The organism is Paracoccus sp. 228 (genome assembly GCF_000967825.1).
GTDB lineage: Bacteria > Pseudomonadota > Alphaproteobacteria > Rhodobacterales > Rhodobacteraceae > Paracoccus > Paracoccus marcusii.
In genome coordinates, this window is sequence record NZ_JYGY01000002.1 from 130,592 (window position 1) to 148,275 (window position 17,684).

Here is a 17,684-nt window from a genome sequence, read left to right on the forward strand (position 1 = left end):
GCTACTGGATCGCGCGGATCGCCGGATAGGCGGCGCGATAGGCCCGATGCGCCGCGGCGAATGCGTCGCGCAGACCGGCATCCGGTGCGATCTCGGCGGTGACGCGGGGCGCGGTCATCACCTGCTCGACCGTTCCGGCCTCGGCGGCCACCATGCCAAGCCGTGCGGCGCCCAGGGCCGCGCCAAAGTCGCCGTCCTCGGGCAGGGTCAGGGTCACGTCCAGCGCGGTCGCGATCACCTCCAGCCAATAGCGTGACCGCGCCCCGCCGCCGATGGCCATCAGCCGCGTCGGACGCGCGCCTGTCGATTGCAGCGCGACAAGGCTGTCGGCCAGCCCGAAGGCCACCCCCTCCAGCACGGCGCGGGTCAGGTCGTTGCGGTCGGTCGCGGCCGCCAGCCCGGTCAGGCTGCCGCGGATCGCGGGGTCGTTATGCGGCGTGCGTTCCCCAGACAGATAGGGCAGGAAGCGCACCGGCCCCGGCGCGCGCAGCGGTCCAAGGTCGGCGGTCAGCTGGGCGGGCGTGGCCCCCGTGACGCGGCCCAGCCAGTTCAGGCTGTCGGTCGCGGCCAGCATCACGCCCATCTGGTACCAGCGCCCCGGCACCGCGTGGCAGAAGCTGTGCAGCGCCGTGTCAGGCGCGGGGGCATAGCCGTCGCGCGCCGCCAGCAGCACCCCCGATGTGCCAAGCGACACGAAGCCCGCCCCTTCGGCCATGGCGCCGATCCCGCAGGCGGCGGCGGCATTGTCCCCCGCACCCCCGGCGACCGTCACTGGCCCGGACAGGCCCCATTCGGAGGCCAGATCGGCACGCAGCCGACCGGCGGGGGCGGACCCCTCGACCAGGCGGGGCATCTGCGCGCGGGTCATTCCGGTCGCGGCCAGCAGGTCGTCCGACCAGTCGCGCGCCCCGGTGTCCAGCCACGACGTCCCCGATGCGTCGGACAGATCGCCAACCGCCTCTCCGGTCAGCCACAGGTTCAGATAGGCAGCCGGCAGCAGCACCCGCGCGGCTTGGGCGAACAGGTCCGGCTCATGCGCGGCCATCCAGGCCAGCTTGGGCGCGGTAAAGCCGGGGAAGACGATGTTGCCGGTCAGCGCGCGAAACCGCGGATCGGCGTCCAGCGCGTCGGCCTCGACATGGCTGCGCGTATCGTTCCACAAGATCGCGGGGCGCAGCACGCGGTCCTGCGCATCCAGCACGCAGGCGCCGTGCATGTGCCCCGCGACGCCGATGCCGCGAAGGGACGCGAATTGGGGATGCGCCGCGCGCAGATCGGCCACCGCACCCTGCAGCGCCGTGATCCAGTCGGCAGGGTCCTGTTCGGACCAGCCGGGATGGGGATGGGCCACGTCGTAATGGCGCTCGGTCGAGCCGATCGGCTGTCCCGCATCATTCACCAGCAGCGCGCGCAGTCCTGACGTGCCCAGATCGATCCCCAGAAAGCTCATCCCGCATCCTCCGTGTTGTCCCGCCAGACCTTCAACACGAAAACCGAAATGTCCAGCCGCCGCCTTGCACCCGCGCCCGCTTCGGACAAGGGTCGGGGGGAAACGAACGGAGCGTGCCATGACCCCCCGCATCATCGACCGCGACAGCGCCCGCGGGCTGGACTGGCCCGGCGCCATCGACGCGCTGCGCCAGGGGCATCTGGCAGCCGCCGCCGAGGTCCGCGACCTGTTCCTGGGGCCCGGGTCGGGCAGCCTGCTGACGCGGGCGGCCTGGCTGCCCGGCCGGGGCTTCGGCGTCAAGGCAGTGATGGTGTTTGGCGAGAACCCGGCCCGCGGCCTGCCGTCGGTGCAGGGGGCGATGCTGGTCTTTGACCCCGAAACCGGCGTGCTGACCGCTGTGATCGATGCGCCGCTGGTCACCCAATACAAGACCTGCGCCGATTCCGTGCTGGGCGCGCAGATTTTGGCCCGGCCGGACAGCCACCGGTTGCTGGTCGTCGGGGCGGGGGTGCTGGCCGGGGGGCTGGTCGCGGCCTATCGCGCAGGCATGCCGCATCTGGATCAGGTGCAGGTCTGGGCGCGCCGTCCCGAACAGGCGCGGGCGCTGGCCGAACGCCTGGCGGCAGAGGGTCACGCGGTCACGCCGGTCACCGATCTGGCCGCGGCGGTGGCCCAAGCCGACATCGTGTCCACCGCGACCATGGCGCGCGAACCGGTCCTGCGCGGGGAATGGGTGCGCCCGGGCACCCATGTCGACCTGATCGGCGCCTTTCGCGCCGAGATGCGCGAGGCCGACGACGCGCTGATGACCCGCGCCCGCATCTTTGTCGACAGCCGTGCCACCACCATCGCCCATATCGGCGAACTGGCGATCCCGATCGCCGCGGGCGTTCTGACGCCCGACGACGTCCTGGGCGATCTGTACGACCTGGTGCCCGGCCGGTGCGGGCGCACGGGCGCGGACCAGATCACGGTCTTCAAGAACGGCGGCGGCGCGCATCTGGACACGATGATCGCCGCGTGGATCGCCGCCGCGGCCTAGGGCAGGGCGGGCATCACGCGCCCGGTGCAGGGCCCGAACCCCACGCGATAGCCCGCCCCCTGCGCGTGGGCGAACAGACCCACCTCGTCCCTGTCCTGCAGGAAGGTCCGTGGCTGGCCGTTCACGATTACGGGCTGCTGCCCGTTCCGCGTCATCTCCAGCAGGGCGCCGGTCTGATCAGGGGTGGGACCAGAGATCGTGCCCGATCCCAGCAGGTCGCCCACGTGCATCGGGCAACCCGAACTGGCGTGATGGGCCAGCGCCTGCGCCTGCGACCAGTGCATCACGGCATAGTTCACGCGTGCCATGACCTGCCCGTTCAGCGTCCAGCCCATCGCCAGGTCATGAAAGCCCGGGCGGCTGTCGCGCAGATGGGGCATGGGGTCCACCGTCCGGGCGGCACCGGCGCGGCGGAACGGCTCCAACGCGGCGCGGGTCACGATCCACGGGCTGATCGTGGTGGCGAAGGCCTTGCCCTGAAACGGCCCGAGGGGCTGATATTCCCACGCCTGGATATCGCGCGCCGACCAGTCGTTCAGCAGGACATGGCCAAAGATCATGTCCTCGGCCTGATCGACGGTGATGCGGGTGCCAAGGCCAGTGGCCGCCCCCACGATGGCGCCCAGTTCCAGTTCCAGGTCCAGTCGGCGGCTGGCGGTCCATTCCGGACCGGCGGGGCCGGCGACCTGACCCATCGGACGATGCACCGGCGTTCCCGACACCACAACCGACGAGGCCCGGCCGTTATAGCCGATGGGCATGTGGTCCCATTGCGGCGGCAGGGCGTTGTCCGGCCCCCGGAACAGGCACCCCACGTTGAACGCGTGGTGGCGCGAGGCATAGAAATCGGTGAACCCCTCGACCCGGATCGGCAGGTGCAACCGCGCGCCTGCCATCGCCACCAGCGGCAGGTCACGGGGACCCTCGGGGGACAGCAGCGCCGTCAGCCGTGCCCGAGCCGCCGCCCACGCGTCCGGACCGCGGGCGATGAAGTCGTTCATCCGCGGCGCGGCAAAGGTGCCGCCCGCATCCAGCAGTCCATGCGCCTCGCACGCGGCCAGATCCAGGATGCGGTCGCCGATGGCCACCCCGCAGCGCGGGCCGCGGTCGTCCGAAAACACGCCATAGGGCAGGTTGTTCAGCGGGAAATCGCAATCAGGCCGGTTGGCGGACAACACCTGCGACGGCATCAGGCCGGGTTCGGCACCGATCATTTCACCCCCGGCGTGCCGTCGAACTTCTTCTCCAGCCGGTTCCAGACATCGATGTATTCCGGCTGCATCGGCGCCTTGTGCGCGGCGTATTCGGTCAGATGCTGGGGAAAGCGCGTCTCGAACATGAAGGACATCGTCTCGGCCAGCTTGTGCGGCACCAGATCGCCCGTCGTCGCCTTGTCAAAGGCCTCGCGGTCGGGGCCGTGGGGCAGCATGCAGTTGTGCAGGCTGATCCCGCCAGGGGCGAACCCCTGAGGCTTGGCGTCATAGATGCCGTGGATGTTGCCCATCAGCTCGGACATGATGTTCTTGTGGTACCAGGGCGGGCGGAACGAATGCTCGGCCACCATCCAGCGGTCGCGGAACAGCACGAAGTCGATGTTCGCCGTCCCGTCCTGTCCGGACGGCGCGGTCAGCACGGTGAAGATCGACGGGTCGGGATGATCGAACAGGATCGCGCCGACCGGCGAATAGGTCCGCAGATCATACTTGTAGGCGCAATAGTTGCCGTGCCACGCGACCACGTCCAGCGGGCTGTGGTCGATCCATGTCTCATGGAACTGGCCGCACCACTTGATGACCACGCGGGACCGGGCGTCCCGATCCTCGAAGGCCGCGACGGGGGTCTTGAAGTCGCGCGGATTGGCCAGACAGTTCGCGCCGATGGGGCCGCGGTCGGGCAGGTCGAACTTCTGACCATAATTCTCGCAGACGAAGCCCCGGGCGGGGCCTTCCAGCACTTCGACCCGATAGACCAGGCCGCGGGGAAGGATCGCGATCTCCTGCGGCTGGACGTCGATGATGCCCAGTTCGGTACAGAACCGCAGCCGGCCCTGCTGCGGCACCACCAGCAGTTCGCTGTCGGCGGAGAAGAAGTATTCGTCCCGCATCGACGCGGTGACCAGATAGACATGGGTCGCCATGCCGACCTGGATGTTCACATCGCCCGCGGTCGTCATGGTGCGCATGCCAGTCAGCCAGGTCAGGTCGCCCTGGGGGACCGGGATCGGGTCCCACCGGTACTGGCCCAGGCTGGTCACCCCCGGCAGGACATGCGGCGCGGTCTTCCAATAGGGAAGATCAATCTCCGCGAACCGCCCTGTGTGATGCACCGACGGGCGGATGCGATAGCACCAGGTCCGCTCGTTCTGGCCGCGCGGCGCGGTAAAGGCGGTTCCCGACAGCTGTTCTGCATAGAGGCCATAATTGCAGCGCTGTGGACTGTTCTGGCCTTGGGGCAAGGCATCGGGCAGGGCCTCGGTCTCGAAGTCGTTGCCAAAGCCGGGCAGGTATCCCGGATGGGCACCCGGACCCGCCGGGGCACGGGTCATTCCCGAGGTCTGAACGCTGTCGGTCATCGCGGCACCCAATTTCATTGCATCTGCAACGAATATATCCGGCGGTGCCGCGATCCGTCAAGCGACGCGGCCTTGCACCCGCAGCGAGGTCCGTGAATGCTGATGCATAGGGAACCGGAAGCCGACATGCCCGACATGCGCATCGCCAAGCTGGGTCCGGGCGACCTGTCCGCCTTCAAGGCGATCCGGCTGGAGTCGTTGCGCCTGGCGCCCACCGCCTTTGCCAATACCGAGGCCGACTGGTCCGGGCTGACCGATGACGAATGGATCAGCCGGATGACGCATCCCGTCTTTGCCGCCTTCCTGGGGCAGGACCCTGTCGGGATCATGGGCCTGCTGCCGCAGCGGGGCGAACGGCGATCGCATCGGGCGACGCTGATCATGGCCTATCTGCGCCAGGACCTGCGGGGAACGGGGGCAGCGGATGCGCTGCTGCGCGCCGTCATGGATTTCGCGACCGCCACGGGGCTGCGACAGATCGAGCTGGCGGTGAACCACCACAACACGGCCGCCATCCAGTTCTATCTGCGCCATGGCTTTGTCCAGACCGGCCGGATCCCTGCCGCGCTGATCGATGCGGGACAGGAGGTGGACGAGCTGCTGATGGTCAAGCGTCTGTCCTGACCGGACGGGCCGCATCCAAGAAGGAAATAACCATGATTATGTAGCAAATAAACTGGTCATTGCTCATGGTTCGTTGAACATCCGAAAGTCTTCAGACCCATTCTACGGGCCGCGATTATCCTTATGCGTGGGTCCAAGCAGAATACGAGCAGCCTGTTCCACCTTCGCATCGATCATCCGCTCTATGTGCTCCTGTCGAGTTGCCTCCGAATGACGTCGCCACTCGCCGTGCATCGATAGTCCCCCTGCTCGATCCGTCGGTTGCCGTGCGGAAGTGGACTGGATGACATCTTTTCATTTGTTGCTACGTAGGAAGATGTCCGTGCCACGCCAATTGAGGACATCACAAACCTCAAAGTCGTTTGCATTGACGCATGCCGTAGTGGCTTAAAGAACATAAATAGAACATTCTTGTCGTCGTCACTCAATGCGACGAAGCCTCCACCACCGATCATTGTCACGATGCAAAGCGAGCGCGAGGAGTACATCCGTCGATCTTTCGCACGGAAAAATAAGATAATTCTTTGACAGATAAGAATTAAAAGCCACCCAAACCATTTACGCGGTCTTCTCGCACGCCCTGCCAGAACAAGTGATTGTTTGGTGACCGCCCGTTTCTTTTACTTGCAGATGTCGCAGAACCGTCAGTTCAGGTTTAGGGAACCCGTTACGATTTAATGATGCTTTTGAAAGGAGACTGGCCATGTGTGCGACTGCCCAAGTCCCCATTCCATTCCCGCTCGACTTCGACATCGAAGATGACCCTTGTCTGGTCTGCCAAGGGACGCTGAGCGCAGACTGGATCTGCACGAGATGCCACGCCGACCATTTCGAGGGTGTAATGCCGCTGATCGGCTACGGATCGCCCCGGAAGGCCATGATCGGCTCGGCGAACCATGCAAATGCCGCTGGCATTTCCGCGGTGGGCTGAGCGAAGCGACGGACCGGAGTTCGCCGCCTCCTTCCATATCCATCCTGACCCACAGTGCTTTTGGTCCATCATCGAGATGCTGACCCAATTGCTTGGCAGGTGCCCTGCATGCGGGAAAAACACTGCACGCAAAATGCCGTCCAAGGACAGGAACGAAATTCTTACGGATGCCTTGATGTCGAGCATCACGAGGTCATTCAGAATGAACGATACTCCTCCCTATACCCTTGGTCGCTGACGACGATCCTCTAATCCGCATGGCCCCCTGCAACATTCTCTCGGATGCCGGCACCGATGCCATGAGGCAGCCACGGGCGGAATGACCCCCGGGCCCGGCGATCTGCCGCCCGGCGCAGAGTTCATCAGCAAGCGTTCAGCGCCGACGTCGTGCATGATTATCTCAGGAATATCCTGCCGAACGGCAAGCAGTCCGAGCAGCTTCCGACGGCTGTCCATTCCAGATAAGCCGTATTGAAATCTTTGCTCAGAACATCGTGTCTGAGAGCGATCAGGCGGGCAGCGGTGCATCCAGTGCGTATCTGACCCCGGTCGGCTTAAAGCTGAGGGTCGCCGTGCCGCCGAGATCGGCGGGTGTCAGGCTCTCGACGATCGAGCTGCCGAAGCCCCGCCGCTTGGGCTCGCTGACGGGCGGACCGCCCTGCTTGATCCATTCGAACAGGAACCGGTCGGCGTCGTCACTCGAGATCTGCCATCGGATCGTCACCGACCCGGCATCGGCACTGAGCGCCCCGATGCGGCCCATGGCCTTGTCGCGGGCATCATCCAGATCCGTCACGCCGCGCAGCGAGTGCTTGAAGACCGCCTGCGCCGTGGCGAGGGAGTTCTTCACGCGATGCGCCATCTCGCGCGACACCATCCGCCGATGCTCCTCGGCCTCCTTGCGTTCGGTGATGTTCTGCGAGATGCCGACCATGGTGATCTGCGGATCATCCGGCGCGGTGGTGATATGCCCCTTGATCTCAACCCACCGGATGCTTCCGTCCGGCGCCGTGACGCGATATTCTACCTAGAGTCCGGACCTGTCGCGGATTGCCGTCCCACTTTGGAAGGCCGTCAGGGACAATCACAGATCCAAGCTCATCCATCCCGAACTATTCCAGAGAATTGCGGCTGTAGTTTAGCAGACACTGCCGGGACAGGGTGGCCCGGTTGTTCGTCACGTCGAACGTCGCCATACCAGCCGCCCCGAGCACGAAACGCAGGCGCGCCTCGGTCATGACCATGTCCTGCATCCGCTTGACGATCTCTACCTCCAGTTCGCCATGCTCGAAAGCCAGTTCCGCCAAGCGGTTCGGCTCCGGCGAGATGTCGAACTGAGACGCGAAGAAGTGCGTCAGCTGTCCCGGCGCATCGAACACCGGGGAGACGAGCGACCGGTTCCAGAACGAGGTGCCGTCCTTGCAGTAGTTCAGCAGGTCGATCTCGATGCTCTGCCTGTCCTCGATCGCCTTTCGAACCTTCGCCACGTCGTCCAGATTGGTGCCGGGCCCTTGCAGGAACCGGCAGTTCGTCCCGAGGATCTCCTCGCGGGCATATCCGGTCAGCTGCGTGAACGCCTGATTGCCATAGATGATCGGATTGTCCGCCCGTCCGGGGTCCGTCACCAGCATCGGCATGCGGGTCGCGGCAAAGGCCGCGGCGAACGGATTGTCCGTCGGGGGCAGTGGGAACCGCGAAGACCCGTCGCGGCGGAGTGCATCAGTCAAGTCAATCAGCTTCAAAGAAAATGTCTTCTGCCTCTTTAGCGATCATGTGGAGAAGTTTGCACCTGTCCTTGCGTTTGTTAAGCTATATTAGCAGCATAAAGAGTCACACGGGCCTGCCCTGCTCAGCAAGCGTCCTGACCCGGCGGCGACAGGCCGCGTGATATTGATCAAAACCTTCCAAAGCCGGAAACATCCTCCCCAATGCGGGTTGGGCGATGGAGGAGTGGCAAGGACGGTGACTATGGGATCCAAGAAACCACGCGCCCTTGCGCATGTCCTACCATTCACGGAAGCCTATCATGCGCCGCTGGAGACAGAGCCCCTGCGGAAGGACCAGGAGGATGCCCTCCATCAGGAACTCGTGGCCGCGGTGCGACGCGCGCTGGACGAAGGGTGGTGTCCCTGCCCATCGGACCCTCCCCAGTCCAAGCCCGGTGAAGCCGACGCACCGCAGTCCGTTGATCATGTCGGGGACCACGCTGCCCTGACCGAGATCCCTCCGCACTTGATCGTTTTGGCTCTTCGTGTGGACAGGGCGCTCAAGGCTGCCGCAGAAAGACGAACCTCTGCAGGATCGAGATAATCACTGCCCTCAATAGCTCCATCTGTCCTGATTGCACCAGGAGGCACCTTGCTTGTGCGAGATCACAGAGGTGCCTTTGGGACCGTATGCTTGCCGTCCCACTCCGCCAGGCGCGTACCAAGGTGGATGACGTATCTGGCGACAGCACTGTGGACATCATCAGAGGAAAGGTGAGCGTCAGATGCTGCATAGATGGCCATGCCGTTCCGGTACTCGGCCGCTGACGTAATCTCGGCGGCTCCACCATATAGGTCGAAATATCCCAGTATCGCATCGAGCTGCGTCTCGGGCACCTCGCTGCCAGGAACTGGTCGCGCAGTTCGCGATCGATTATTGCCGGTACGGGAGGGAGCGCGCTGCACCTCCCTGCTCCAAAACATGTTGCTTTCTCATCTGCGGTATCCCCTGTGACTGCGATGGCAGATAGTCATGCGCGCCGCCGTAGGACCAATATATCTACGGCTATGTGATCGGGCTTGATGCCTGGTAGCAGCGGACGTGGTCCCGGCCAAGTCAGACCCGTCGCACGCTTTGTCAGAAGAAAAATTCATGTCAGCAGAAAAACGGGCGCCGGTGAGGCGCCCGCTGACTGTTCATATTGGCTCGTGATGCCGCAGTATGGGTCTGCGATATGCCGAGACCTTACAGAATGCCTCGGTCTCGCGTCGGATCGGCGATCAGGGACGACGCTGCTGCCGCTCCGGTCTGCCCGGACGACGCGACGCGCAGGTTGTTCTGCACGTGCTTCACCCCTGAGGCACGCTCCGCGACATCCTCGGCATGACGCTTGGCGAGCCGCTCCGGAACGGTACCGGTCAGCGTGACCTCGCCGTCCTGAACCATCACCTCGATGTCCGAGGCGTCCAGTTGGCCGTCATCCATCAGACGCTCGCTGACGTCCTCCTTGATGCGCTCGTCCGACCGGATGTAACCCTTCGGGCCGGTGCCGCGATGCTTGTCCATATCGCGACGGCGGCTGGCCTCCTGGCCGCCAAACCACGAGGCCACCTCGTCGCCTGCGCGATCCAGGAACCCGCGTTCGTCGTTGCGGTCGGCATAGCCGCGCCCGTAGGAGCGGTTGTCACGCCCGTAGCCGCTGTTCGAGCCGTAGGGATCAAAGGCACGATCGGCACGAAGATCGGGGCCCATGCTGCCGCGACGACCCGGCCATCATTCGAGCGGCCATAGCCGCCGCCCTGGCCATAGCCACGGTCGTAGGATGCGGAGCGATCATAGACATCGTAGCGATCACGGTATTGGTCGCGATTGTCGCGCATCTCATCCATGTCGCGGCGACGTTCGGCCTGATCATCGCCGACCCAGGACTTGACCTCGTCCGCGGCCTTGTCGGTCCAGTCGCGATCGTTCCTGTTCATGTCGCGGTTGCCGTAGCCCTGGCCGGCACGTCCCATGCGATCACGGTCGTTATATTCGTTTGCCATAGCGTGTTCCTCCTCAAAACACGGGTGCCACGCGGCATCTCAAATGCGGGAGAAACGGCCGCTTCCGAAGGGGCGTTCCGGCAAATAAATGTTATCGGCAAGGCTTGGATCACCCGCTGTCTGTGACACCTCCTTCCTGAGACTTCGCCTTAGTTGACCGCCGTAGAAATCATGGATTAACGTTTACACGTCTAAAACAGGTTAGGCTCAAGACGGTTGGCCCGACCCCCGCCCTGCGGGCCCTTCCGTTGCATGCAACGGCCCATGACTGTGAAGGCGTCTGCAGGGTGCAGAAGCCAATGCAAGGGGCATGACATGGAACCGCGAATTTCCGTCATCACACTGGGCGTGAGCAATCTTGAACATTCACTATCGTTTTATCGCGATGGGCTTGGGCTGCCGACCAAAGGCATCATCGGCCAGGCCGCATCCTCGCTTGTCGTCCGGCCCTCATATGAGATTGCAGAAGTAGAGCAGCGCTACCCGGGGGTCACACCATCAGAGCCTCCAGCGCATCCGGCCTTCCCAGTGCCATCGGCGCGCGCCATCGGGCAAGGTCACCATCCGGTCCCTCGAATCTGGTGAACGGAACCCATCCCTCCGCCGTATGAATGCGGACGTCGCCTCCGGCTGCCAGTACGAGGGCAGCACCTCCAGCCACATCCCAGAGGTTTTGAGCGCCAAGCTGCGTGCCGGCGAGGAGGCCAGCGGCGACAAACGCGCATTCGATCGCAGCCGACCCTGTCAGCCGTGTATCGAAGGGTTCCGCCGTCCCGCCTTGCGGCGTGCCAACAAGGCTTCGACGGACCTGCGCTTGATCTGGCCGCACGAATTCAGCACCATCGAAATTTAGGGAGCCGCCGACATGAGCGGAGTAGACACCGGGGCGCAGCACATGGGTGGCTGAACACCACAGCGCGCCGGCAACCGGACGGCTACGGTAGAGCACGCCAATGGAGGCTGCGAACATCGGCAGTCCGGATCGCGCATCCACCCGGGCTCCCCCTTGTAGCTGACCTGCATCGCCTTCCCCAAGGCGAACTGGATATCGGCCCCGGCGAGGGCGGCCAATTTCGCAGCAAGGCTTTCGATGCGTTGCAGTTCGTCGATCGGTGGGTTCTCCATGGTCATTGTTGAGCGCTCCGTTTGGCTTCAAGATCAAGATCTGCGGGATCCACCTTACGGACCTCTACATGGTCCCGAAACACGTCGACATCCATGGCAGCACCGGTGCCGCGCCCGCGACGGGTCACGTTGAGGGCACCTGCTGCGGTGGCCAGCCGCAGCGCGTCGCTGACGCTGAGACCCTGCGTGCGTGCGACGGCCAGTCCACCCGTCATGGAATCCCCGGCGCCTGTGTGATCCCGTGGCGTCACGTTCGGTGGCGTCGCCAGCCAGAACTTTCCATCAAATCTGGCAAGAGTTCCGCGAGCGGCACAGGAGACGACGATATCGCGCGCCCGATCGACAAGCCGGTCCATCCTGGCGGCGATGGCCGACCAAGAACCATCGGTCGCATAGCCGTCCGCCACCATCTCCTCATGACTGATCTTCAAGACCCCTATTCCCTGGTCGATCGCCTTGAGAGGCGCACCTGCCACATCAGCGATGATCTCCACACCGTTCGCTGCGAGATCGCGCACTACAGTTCCATAGAGTGCAGGGTCAAAGACTTCGCCGTCCCGCAGGCCGGTCAGGGCGACAGTACCGCGGCGCATCCCCTCCGTCAGGAGCGCGTCCAGCAGATCATCCACCTCATGCCTGTCTAGCCTTGCCGGCCGCATCTCAGCGATTTGCGCCCGTTCGCCGCCACGTCGATCATGGACGTAGGCACCGTTCGACCCGGCAACGTCCACCGATCGCACGGCGATGCCCTCGTCACGCAACATGACCGCCGCTGCTCGCCCGATCTTTCCGCCGAATGGTCCGACGAGGGTGACGCGGGCACCAAGGGACGCCGCCATTCGCGCGACCCAAACGCCCTGTCCTCCTGCCCGGRCAACGATATCGTCGGAGCCGTCTTCCGGGGAGGCTTCGATCGCAACCGTGATCTACGACCACGGCGCAAACACGCACAGACTGCTGCTGGAAGCGTGTTCCAATGTCCTATCATCATCTGACAATCTCGTGTTTTTCATTAGCCTGCCCAATAGTTGACTTTATCGCTTCCGAGAAACGAAAGGACAGCCCGTTAGGATCCTCATGTTAGTTATTTTCAAAAATTGTTACATGAAAGATTAACTTTTTTCGAGGGAAACGGTGATTGCAGATGAAGTTCGTTAACGTGCATCCATAGGCGACAATAATTTGCGGCAATACTTATTCAGAATTTAATCAGTTTATAGATTGGCATATTAGTCGCACGGGACTAATATGCCTCCACCCGAACTGAGTAAGTCTTTCCCATTCGGTCAGGCGGTTCCAGTCTTGCCCGAGATGGGACCGCTGTCAGGAAACCTCATCTTGTTAACGGTACAAATGCAAGTGCGAGCATTATCTGAAGGATAATCGCTTGTCGGCCAAGTTCGCTGCGAACGATCGGCAACCATAATTTCTGAAGAAGTGTATACCATATCTAATCTGCCATACGAACCAGTACCTCTCTGTTACATGCGCATACAGACTGCGCGTTCGTTGATGACATAACCGCACCAGCCCAGCACACCCACTCGTCTTCGGCGTCATCCAAAAGTCGGAGCGCCTCCTTTTCAAGCTCGCACAAATGCGATGATCCGCGCAGTCTTAATGGCGCGGCGCAAAAATTTGCCAGTGGGTCATGCCCGGTGAAATTTCTGGTAATAAACCGTTAACCTACACCACATAACGTTCCCGAACAAAGAGCAACGGTAATGGGACGGGATCTGGAATGGCGACAATCAGAGGGTCGAGTGCTGACGATACGATGCGGGGCACGACACAATCAGACACAGTCTGGGGTCTTGAAGGGTTGGACACCTTCCACTGGCAGGCCGGAATGGGCAACGACACGTATCACGGCGGTACCGGAGTGGAGCGGTACGATGCCAATCCCTATACGCCCGGCAACCCCGGTGGTGACAAGCTGATCCTGGAGGGCTCCGTCGGCGCACGCATCGATATGCGTTCGACAGATAGTGGCAGCGTTCAGATCGGCAGCGAGCGCCTGGACTTCACTGGCATCGAGCGCATCTACGGCACCTCGGGTAACGATGTTGTCTATGCAACAAACGCCCCTGTGAACACCTCCGGTAGCGGAATATCCGCCCACGGTCTGTCGATCTTCACCGGTGCTGGAAATGACCGTATCTCAGGATCGCAGTTTGACGACGTTATTGATGGGGGTTCAGGCAATGATACCATCAGCGGCGATGGCGGAAACGATTTTATCCACTCTAATACCGGCAATGATCTGATTTACGGCGGCGCCGGTGACGAAAACATCCGATGGGGAAACGGTGATGCCAACCACAACCCCGGTAATGATACGATCGACGGCGGCTCGGGAAACGACCTGATCAACATCTGGATCAAACGCGGCGACATCTATTCCAACAATGACACTGTAGGTATCGAGGGTGTCAGCGTAACGATTGATCGTGTCCTGTCTGACGGAGCGTTTTCAGGCAATGCGAGCACCGGTATCGGCGGCACCGCGGCACTTCGCTTCGACAACTTCGAACTTGGCTGGACGCATGCAGGCAACGACGTCATCGACGCGTCACGCGCTGTGATCTCGAGTTCGGGAAACGGCATCAACTTCAATACAAGGTGGGGTCACGACCGTCTGATGGGCAGCAGCGGTCGTGATACGCTGGACGGATCCATGGGGCGTGACACGGTTCAGGGCGGCAATGGCAATGACCGTATCTGGATCGGTGACGGAAACAGGGGTGACGGCGCTCGAGACGTCCTGATGTTTCGGTCAGGCGACGATGCGGATGTCGTCTATGGATTCGAGAGCAGCCGGGATGCCCTGGACCTCGGCGGGAGAAGTTACAGCGCCACAGAGGTCCGTGAAGGAACGCTCCTGAACTTAGGTGGTGGTGATTCAGTTCTTTTGAACGGGGTCTTCGACTTTATCTGAGGTAGTTTGGAACCTGTTCCGCACATTCGTTTACCACGACGGCGCATCCATATGCCTGTGGTACGGCATCTGGACCAGCAGGAAATCTCGCGGTGATTGCCCGGACGCTTTGACTCCTGTTATCTTTCGGCCATGGTTCCTCCGCGCCTTACGCGCGAAGGAGGATTACGTTTGAGTGAAGAAACTTGCTGCGGTTACGATGGCGCCCCGGAACATCTTGAACAATCAAACTGCACTTTAATTTTTCATCTGAACTGGCCGGGTCAAACCACCCGACCAGTTCTTACTCATGCTTCATCTTCCTGAAACGCCTCTTCGCGCTTCTTGCGAACGCTCGGAACGATCATCAACGCCAGCAGCAAGACGGTGGCTGCCAACATGGTCAAGCTGATCGGCCGCTCGATGAAGATACTTGCGTCGCCTTGGGTGATCAGCATCGTCCGGCGCAGGTTCGCCTCCAGCAGCGGTCCCAGCACGAAGCCTAACAGCAAGGGCCCTGGCTCGCAGCGCGCCTTTCGAAACGCATAGCCGAACAGACCGAAGCCAGCAGCCAAGAGCACGTCGAAGATGCGGTTGTTCATCGAATAGACGCCGACGCAGCAGAACAGAAGGATCGCGGGATAAAGCAAGCGGTAGGGCACCGTCAGGAGCCTGACCCAAAGCCCGATCAGCGGCAGGTTGATGACCACAAGCAAGGCATTGCCGATCCACATCGACGCCACCAGACCCCAGAAGATCTCTGGCTGGGTGGTTAGCACGGTCGGGCCGGGCGTGATCCCGTGGATCATGAAGGCCGACAGCATCATCGCCATCATGTTGTTGGACGGGATGCCCAGGGTCAGCAGCGGAATGAATGATGACTGTGCTGCGGCATTGTTTGCCGCCTCAGGCGAGGCCACGCCTTCGACCATGCCGGTGCCGAATTTCTCCGGCGTTTTGGAGACCTTCTTCTCCAGCGAATAGGCGCTGAACGAGGCAAGAGTTGCCCCGCCCCCCGGCAGAATGCCAAGAAAGGTGCCGATGCCGGTGCCGCGAAGCACCGCAGGCCAGGCCCGGCGGAAATCTTCGCGCGTGGGCCACAGTCGGGTTAGGGGTGCAACCGTAACTCCGGCTGATCCGGTGCGTTCCAGATTGGCGATGATTTCGGAGAAACCGAACAGGCCGATGGCGATCACCGTGAACTCTACCCCGTCGAACAATTGCAGGGATCCGAAGGTCAGACGTTCGGCGCCGGTGGCCTGATCGGTCCCGACCATGCCCAGCAGCAGGCCGACAAGGATCATTCCGATGGCCTTCAGGACCGGGCCGCTGGCCAGGATCGTCGCCGCCAGAAGGCCGAAGACCATTAGCGCCACATACTCCGCCGGCCCAAAGTTGAGAGCGAACCCGGCCAGCATGGGGCCAGCGATGGCGATCGCGAAAGTGGCGACGGTTCCAGCGAAGAATGACCCGAGTGCGGCAACGGCCAAGGCGGACCCCGCCCTGCCCTGTCGCGCCATCTGGTAGCCGTCCAAGGTAGTGACGACGGCGGATGCCTCGCCTGGCAGGTTCACAAGAATGGCCGTGGTCGATCCGCCATACTGCGCACCGTAATAGATGCCGGCCAGCATGATGATCCCCGCCAATGGCGGCAGGAAGAACGTGATCGGCAGCAGCACCGCGATGGTAGCCGTGGGCCCGATGCCGGGCAGAACCCCGATCAGCGTGCCCAGCAGCGCCCCGATCAGGCAAAAGCCCAGATTGGCAGGCGTCATCGCCTCGCCAAAGCCGAGCATCAGAAGGTCCAAGATTTCCATAATCTCTCTCCCCGGCCTAGACCGGCCACAAGCGCATCTGGACACCCAGGCCATAGATGAAGACGAGCGCACCAAAGAGCGTGAGACCCGCCGCCAGCAGCAGGGTCGTGCGCCACCGACCACCCGGATCGGCCAAAGATCCCACGATGATCAGCCATCCGGATGCCAGAACAAACCCCAACCATTCGGCAAGATAAGCAAAGCCTACGATCGCCAGCGTGATGACCAGCAACGGGCGCAGGCGAATGGCCTCGATGGGCTCCGCCCCGCGTCGCAAGGCGGCGAAACCGGTGATGCCACCCAGAACCAGCAGCCCGATGCAGACGGCACGGGGCAGAAACCCCGGTCCCATCTGCGCCAGCGTGCCTTGGTCCAGATCACGCGCCAACCACAAGCCGAGCGCGCCGAAGCCGATGAACAGACCTGCCGTAAGAACATCTGGCAGATCGGCGCCCTTTCCGGCGCCGCCCGGCGCGGCCATCACTGTTCCTCGTCGATCAGTGCGAAAATCTCGCGGAAGCGTTCAAGCCGTGCGGGCATTGCTGCCTGCCATTCCGTTCCCGACTGAAACGACAGTGGAAGGGACTGCGTTTCTGCCTGGGCCTTGAACTCAGGGTTGGCCAGTGCCGCATCAACAGCCGCGGCCAGCCGGTCGCGGATCTCTTGGGGCACGTCGCAATGCGCCGCCAAGCCGCGCTCGGACGACATGATCACGTCGTATCCCTGCTCGGACGCAGTGGGCAGATCAGGCGCCAGGACCGAGCGCTCCTCGGCGAACTGCGCAAGCGCGCGCATGGCATCCTTGTCGGCGGTCGCATACTCGCCGACATTCAGCCCGATGGCGGCGATGTGGCCACCCAGCAATGCGGTCTTGGCTTCATTCGCGCCGCCGAACGGCACTGCAGTCAGATCGATGTCAGCAGCCTGCTCCAACTGCAGCAGAGCCATATGCTCGTCCGTTCCGACGCCCGTGGTTCCAATCGAGACCGCACCGGGATTGGCCTTTGCATAGGCGACCAGATCGTCAAGCGTCTGATAGTCGGAACCCGCTGGAACGATGAAGGTGCCCGGGTCTTCGACAATGCGCGCGATGGGGCACAGGTCTGCGGGATCGAAACGGGGTTCGCGATTGATCTGCATGGTCAGAAAGCCGGGCGTGTTCAACGACGACACGGTGTAACCGTCCGGCCGGGCCTGCGACAGCGCCGTGTAGGTGATCTCACCTGCCGCACCAGGCCGGTTCAGGACAGGAAACTGGGTTTCCAGCTCGGTCTCCAGATAGGGCGCGAGCGTGCGCAACATGATATCAGTGCCGCCACCCGGAGCAAAGGCCACGATCATCTCGATGGGGCGGTCGGTAGGCCATTCGGCATGGGCCATGCCGGCCGCCGACGCAAACAGGGCTGCCGCAAGGGGCAGGGTCTTGGTGATGGACATTGGTTTCCTCCCTAAGT

The 17,684-nt window shown here is 62.7% G+C and carries 15 protein-coding genes and 2 pseudogenes; 3 read left to right on the plus strand and 14 right to left on the minus strand.

Features of this window, described 5'->3' with window-relative positions; genetic code table 11:
* Position 1: 1 nt before the first annotated feature.
* Positions 2-1,450, minus strand: coding sequence for a xylulokinase (gene xylB / locus SY26_RS05990; RefSeq protein WP_045999775.1), 1,449 nt, complete (start codon positions 1,448-1,450; stop codon positions 2-4).
* Between the two features lie 118 nt (positions 1,451-1,568).
* Between xylB and SY26_RS05995 the strand changes: the two genes are divergently transcribed.
* Positions 1,569-2,492 (plus strand): ornithine cyclodeaminase family protein, encoded by a 924-nt coding sequence (locus tag SY26_RS05995; protein ID WP_045999776.1) that lies wholly within the window; start codon positions 1,569-1,571, stop codon positions 2,490-2,492.
* On the opposite strand, the gene fahA is transcribed toward SY26_RS05995, so the two are convergent.
* Both fahA and hmgA read right to left on the minus strand, forming a co-directional pair.
* On the minus strand, positions 2,489-3,706 hold the full coding sequence (fahA, locus tag SY26_RS06000; protein ID WP_045999777.1) for a fumarylacetoacetase: 1,218 nt from the start codon (positions 3,704-3,706) through the stop codon (positions 2,489-2,491). The two genes, SY26_RS05995 and fahA, sit on opposite strands and share 4 nt — an antisense overlap.
* The gene (gene hmgA / locus SY26_RS06005; RefSeq protein WP_045999778.1) at positions 3,703-5,064 is read right to left on the minus strand and encodes a homogentisate 1,2-dioxygenase; all 1,362 of its coding nucleotides are present in this window, start codon (positions 5,062-5,064) and stop codon (positions 3,703-3,705) included. Before hmgA ends, fahA begins: the two co-directional genes overlap by 4 nt.
* Positions 5,065-5,160: 96 nt before the next feature.
* Between hmgA and SY26_RS06010 the strand changes: the two genes are divergently transcribed.
* On the plus strand, positions 5,161-5,688 hold the full coding sequence (locus SY26_RS06010; RefSeq protein ID WP_232303279.1) for a GNAT family N-acetyltransferase: 528 nt from the start codon (positions 5,161-5,163) through the stop codon (positions 5,686-5,688).
* A 667-nt stretch (positions 5,689-6,355) separates the two neighbouring features.
* Here the strand turns inward: SY26_RS06010 and SY26_RS20980 are convergent.
* The 8 genes and pseudogenes from SY26_RS20980 to SY26_RS06050 all read right to left on the minus strand — a co-directional run bounded on the left by SY26_RS20980 (position 6,356) and on the right by SY26_RS06050 (position 12,422).
* The gene (locus tag SY26_RS20980; protein ID WP_139598043.1) at positions 6,356-6,805 is read right to left on the minus strand and encodes a hypothetical protein; all 450 of its coding nucleotides are present in this window, start codon (positions 6,803-6,805) and stop codon (positions 6,356-6,358) included.
* Between the two features lie 322 nt (positions 6,806-7,127).
* Positions 7,128-7,553, minus strand: coding sequence for a sensor histidine kinase (locus tag SY26_RS21820; protein ID WP_232303280.1), 426 nt, complete (start codon positions 7,551-7,553; stop codon positions 7,128-7,130).
* A gap of 9 nt (positions 7,554-7,562) precedes the next feature.
* Positions 7,563-7,613, minus strand: a pseudogene (locus SY26_RS22140) (hypothetical protein); the annotation flags it as partial.
* Positions 7,614-7,731: 118 nt separating this feature from the next.
* On the minus strand, positions 7,732-8,361 hold the full coding sequence (locus SY26_RS21830; protein WP_232303281.1) for a PAS domain-containing protein: 630 nt from the start codon (positions 8,359-8,361) through the stop codon (positions 7,732-7,734).
* A 1,210-nt stretch (positions 8,362-9,571) separates the two neighbouring features.
* The gene (locus tag SY26_RS06035) at positions 9,572-10,078 is read right to left on the minus strand and encodes a BON domain-containing protein (protein ID WP_052715158.1); all 507 of its coding nucleotides are present in this window, start codon (positions 10,076-10,078) and stop codon (positions 9,572-9,574) included.
* A 170-nt stretch (positions 10,079-10,248) separates the two neighbouring features.
* Positions 10,249-10,371, minus strand: a pseudogene (locus tag SY26_RS22145) (hypothetical protein); the annotation flags it as partial.
* 490 nt (positions 10,372-10,861) lie between these two features.
* Complete coding sequence (locus tag SY26_RS20300) at positions 10,862-11,341, minus strand: inositol monophosphatase family protein (RefSeq protein ID WP_084693717.1); 480 nt, start codon at positions 11,339-11,341, stop codon at positions 10,862-10,864.
* A 157-nt stretch (positions 11,342-11,498) separates the two neighbouring features.
* Positions 11,499-12,422 (minus strand): PfkB family carbohydrate kinase, encoded by a 924-nt coding sequence (locus SY26_RS06050; protein ID WP_084693718.1) that lies wholly within the window; start codon positions 12,420-12,422, stop codon positions 11,499-11,501.
* Between the two features lie 815 nt (positions 12,423-13,237).
* Between SY26_RS06050 and SY26_RS06055 the strand changes: the two genes are divergently transcribed.
* Positions 13,238-14,434 (plus strand): calcium-binding protein, encoded by a 1,197-nt coding sequence (locus SY26_RS06055; RefSeq protein WP_052715160.1) that lies wholly within the window; start codon positions 13,238-13,240, stop codon positions 14,432-14,434.
* Positions 14,435-14,721: 287 nt separating this feature from the next.
* Here the strand turns inward: SY26_RS06055 and SY26_RS06060 are convergent, their stop codons facing one another.
* The 3 genes from SY26_RS06060 to SY26_RS06070 are packed head-to-tail and all read right to left on the minus strand — an operon-like array spanning position 14,722 to position 17,667.
* Entirely contained in the window at positions 14,722-16,230 is a 1,509-nt protein-coding gene (locus SY26_RS06060; RefSeq protein ID WP_045999785.1) for a tripartite tricarboxylate transporter permease, read from the minus strand.
* Positions 16,231-16,246: 16 nt separating this feature from the next.
* On the minus strand, positions 16,247-16,711 hold the full coding sequence (locus tag SY26_RS06065; RefSeq protein WP_045999786.1) for a tripartite tricarboxylate transporter TctB family protein: 465 nt from the start codon (positions 16,709-16,711) through the stop codon (positions 16,247-16,249).
* Positions 16,711-17,667: a tripartite tricarboxylate transporter substrate binding protein gene (locus SY26_RS06070; protein WP_045999787.1), complete on the minus strand. Its 957-nt coding sequence runs from the start codon at positions 17,665-17,667 to the stop codon at positions 16,711-16,713. The genes SY26_RS06065 and SY26_RS06070 overlap by 1 nt, the downstream gene beginning before the upstream one ends.
* Positions 17,668-17,684: the final 17 nt, after the last annotated feature.

Excerpts from the sequence above, each read along its gene's own strand:
- xylB (WP_045999775.1), bottom strand. The coding sequence starts at position 1,450 with ATGAGCTTTCTGGGGATCGATCTGGGCACGTCAGGACTGCGCGCGCTG.
- SY26_RS05995 (WP_045999776.1), top strand. The coding sequence starts at position 1,569 with ATGACCCCCCGCATCATCGACCGCGACAGCGCCCGCGGGCTGGACTGG.
- fahA (WP_045999777.1), bottom strand. The coding sequence starts at position 3,706 with ATGATCGGTGCCGAACCCGGCCTGATGCCGTCGCAGGTGTTGTCCGCC.
- hmgA (WP_045999778.1), bottom strand. The coding sequence starts at position 5,064 with ATGACCGACAGCGTTCAGACCTCGGGAATGACCCGTGCCCCGGCGGGT.
- SY26_RS06010 (WP_232303279.1), top strand. The coding sequence starts at position 5,161 with ATGCTGATGCATAGGGAACCGGAAGCCGACATGCCCGACATGCGCATC.
- SY26_RS20980 (WP_139598043.1), bottom strand. The coding sequence starts at position 6,805 with ATGCTCGACATCAAGGCATCCGTAAGAATTTCGTTCCTGTCCTTGGAC.
- SY26_RS21820 (WP_232303280.1), bottom strand. The coding sequence starts at position 7,553 with ATGGTCGGCATCTCGCAGAACATCACCGAACGCAAGGAGGCCGAGGAG.
- SY26_RS06035 (WP_052715158.1), bottom strand. The coding sequence starts at position 10,078 with ATGGGCCCCGATCTTCGTGCCGATCGTGCCTTTGATCCCTACGGCTCG.
- SY26_RS20300 (WP_084693717.1), bottom strand. The coding sequence starts at position 11,341 with ATGTTCGCAGCCTCCATTGGCGTGCTCTACCGTAGCCGTCCGGTTGCC.
- SY26_RS06055 (WP_052715160.1), top strand. The coding sequence starts at position 13,238 with ATGGCGACAATCAGAGGGTCGAGTGCTGACGATACGATGCGGGGCACG.
- SY26_RS06060 (WP_045999785.1), bottom strand. The coding sequence starts at position 16,230 with ATGGAAATCTTGGACCTTCTGATGCTCGGCTTTGGCGAGGCGATGACG.
- SY26_RS06065 (WP_045999786.1), bottom strand. The coding sequence starts at position 16,711 with ATGGCCGCGCCGGGCGGCGCCGGAAAGGGCGCCGATCTGCCAGATGTT.
- SY26_RS06070 (WP_045999787.1), bottom strand. The coding sequence starts at position 17,667 with ATGTCCATCACCAAGACCCTGCCCCTTGCGGCAGCCCTGTTTGCGTCG.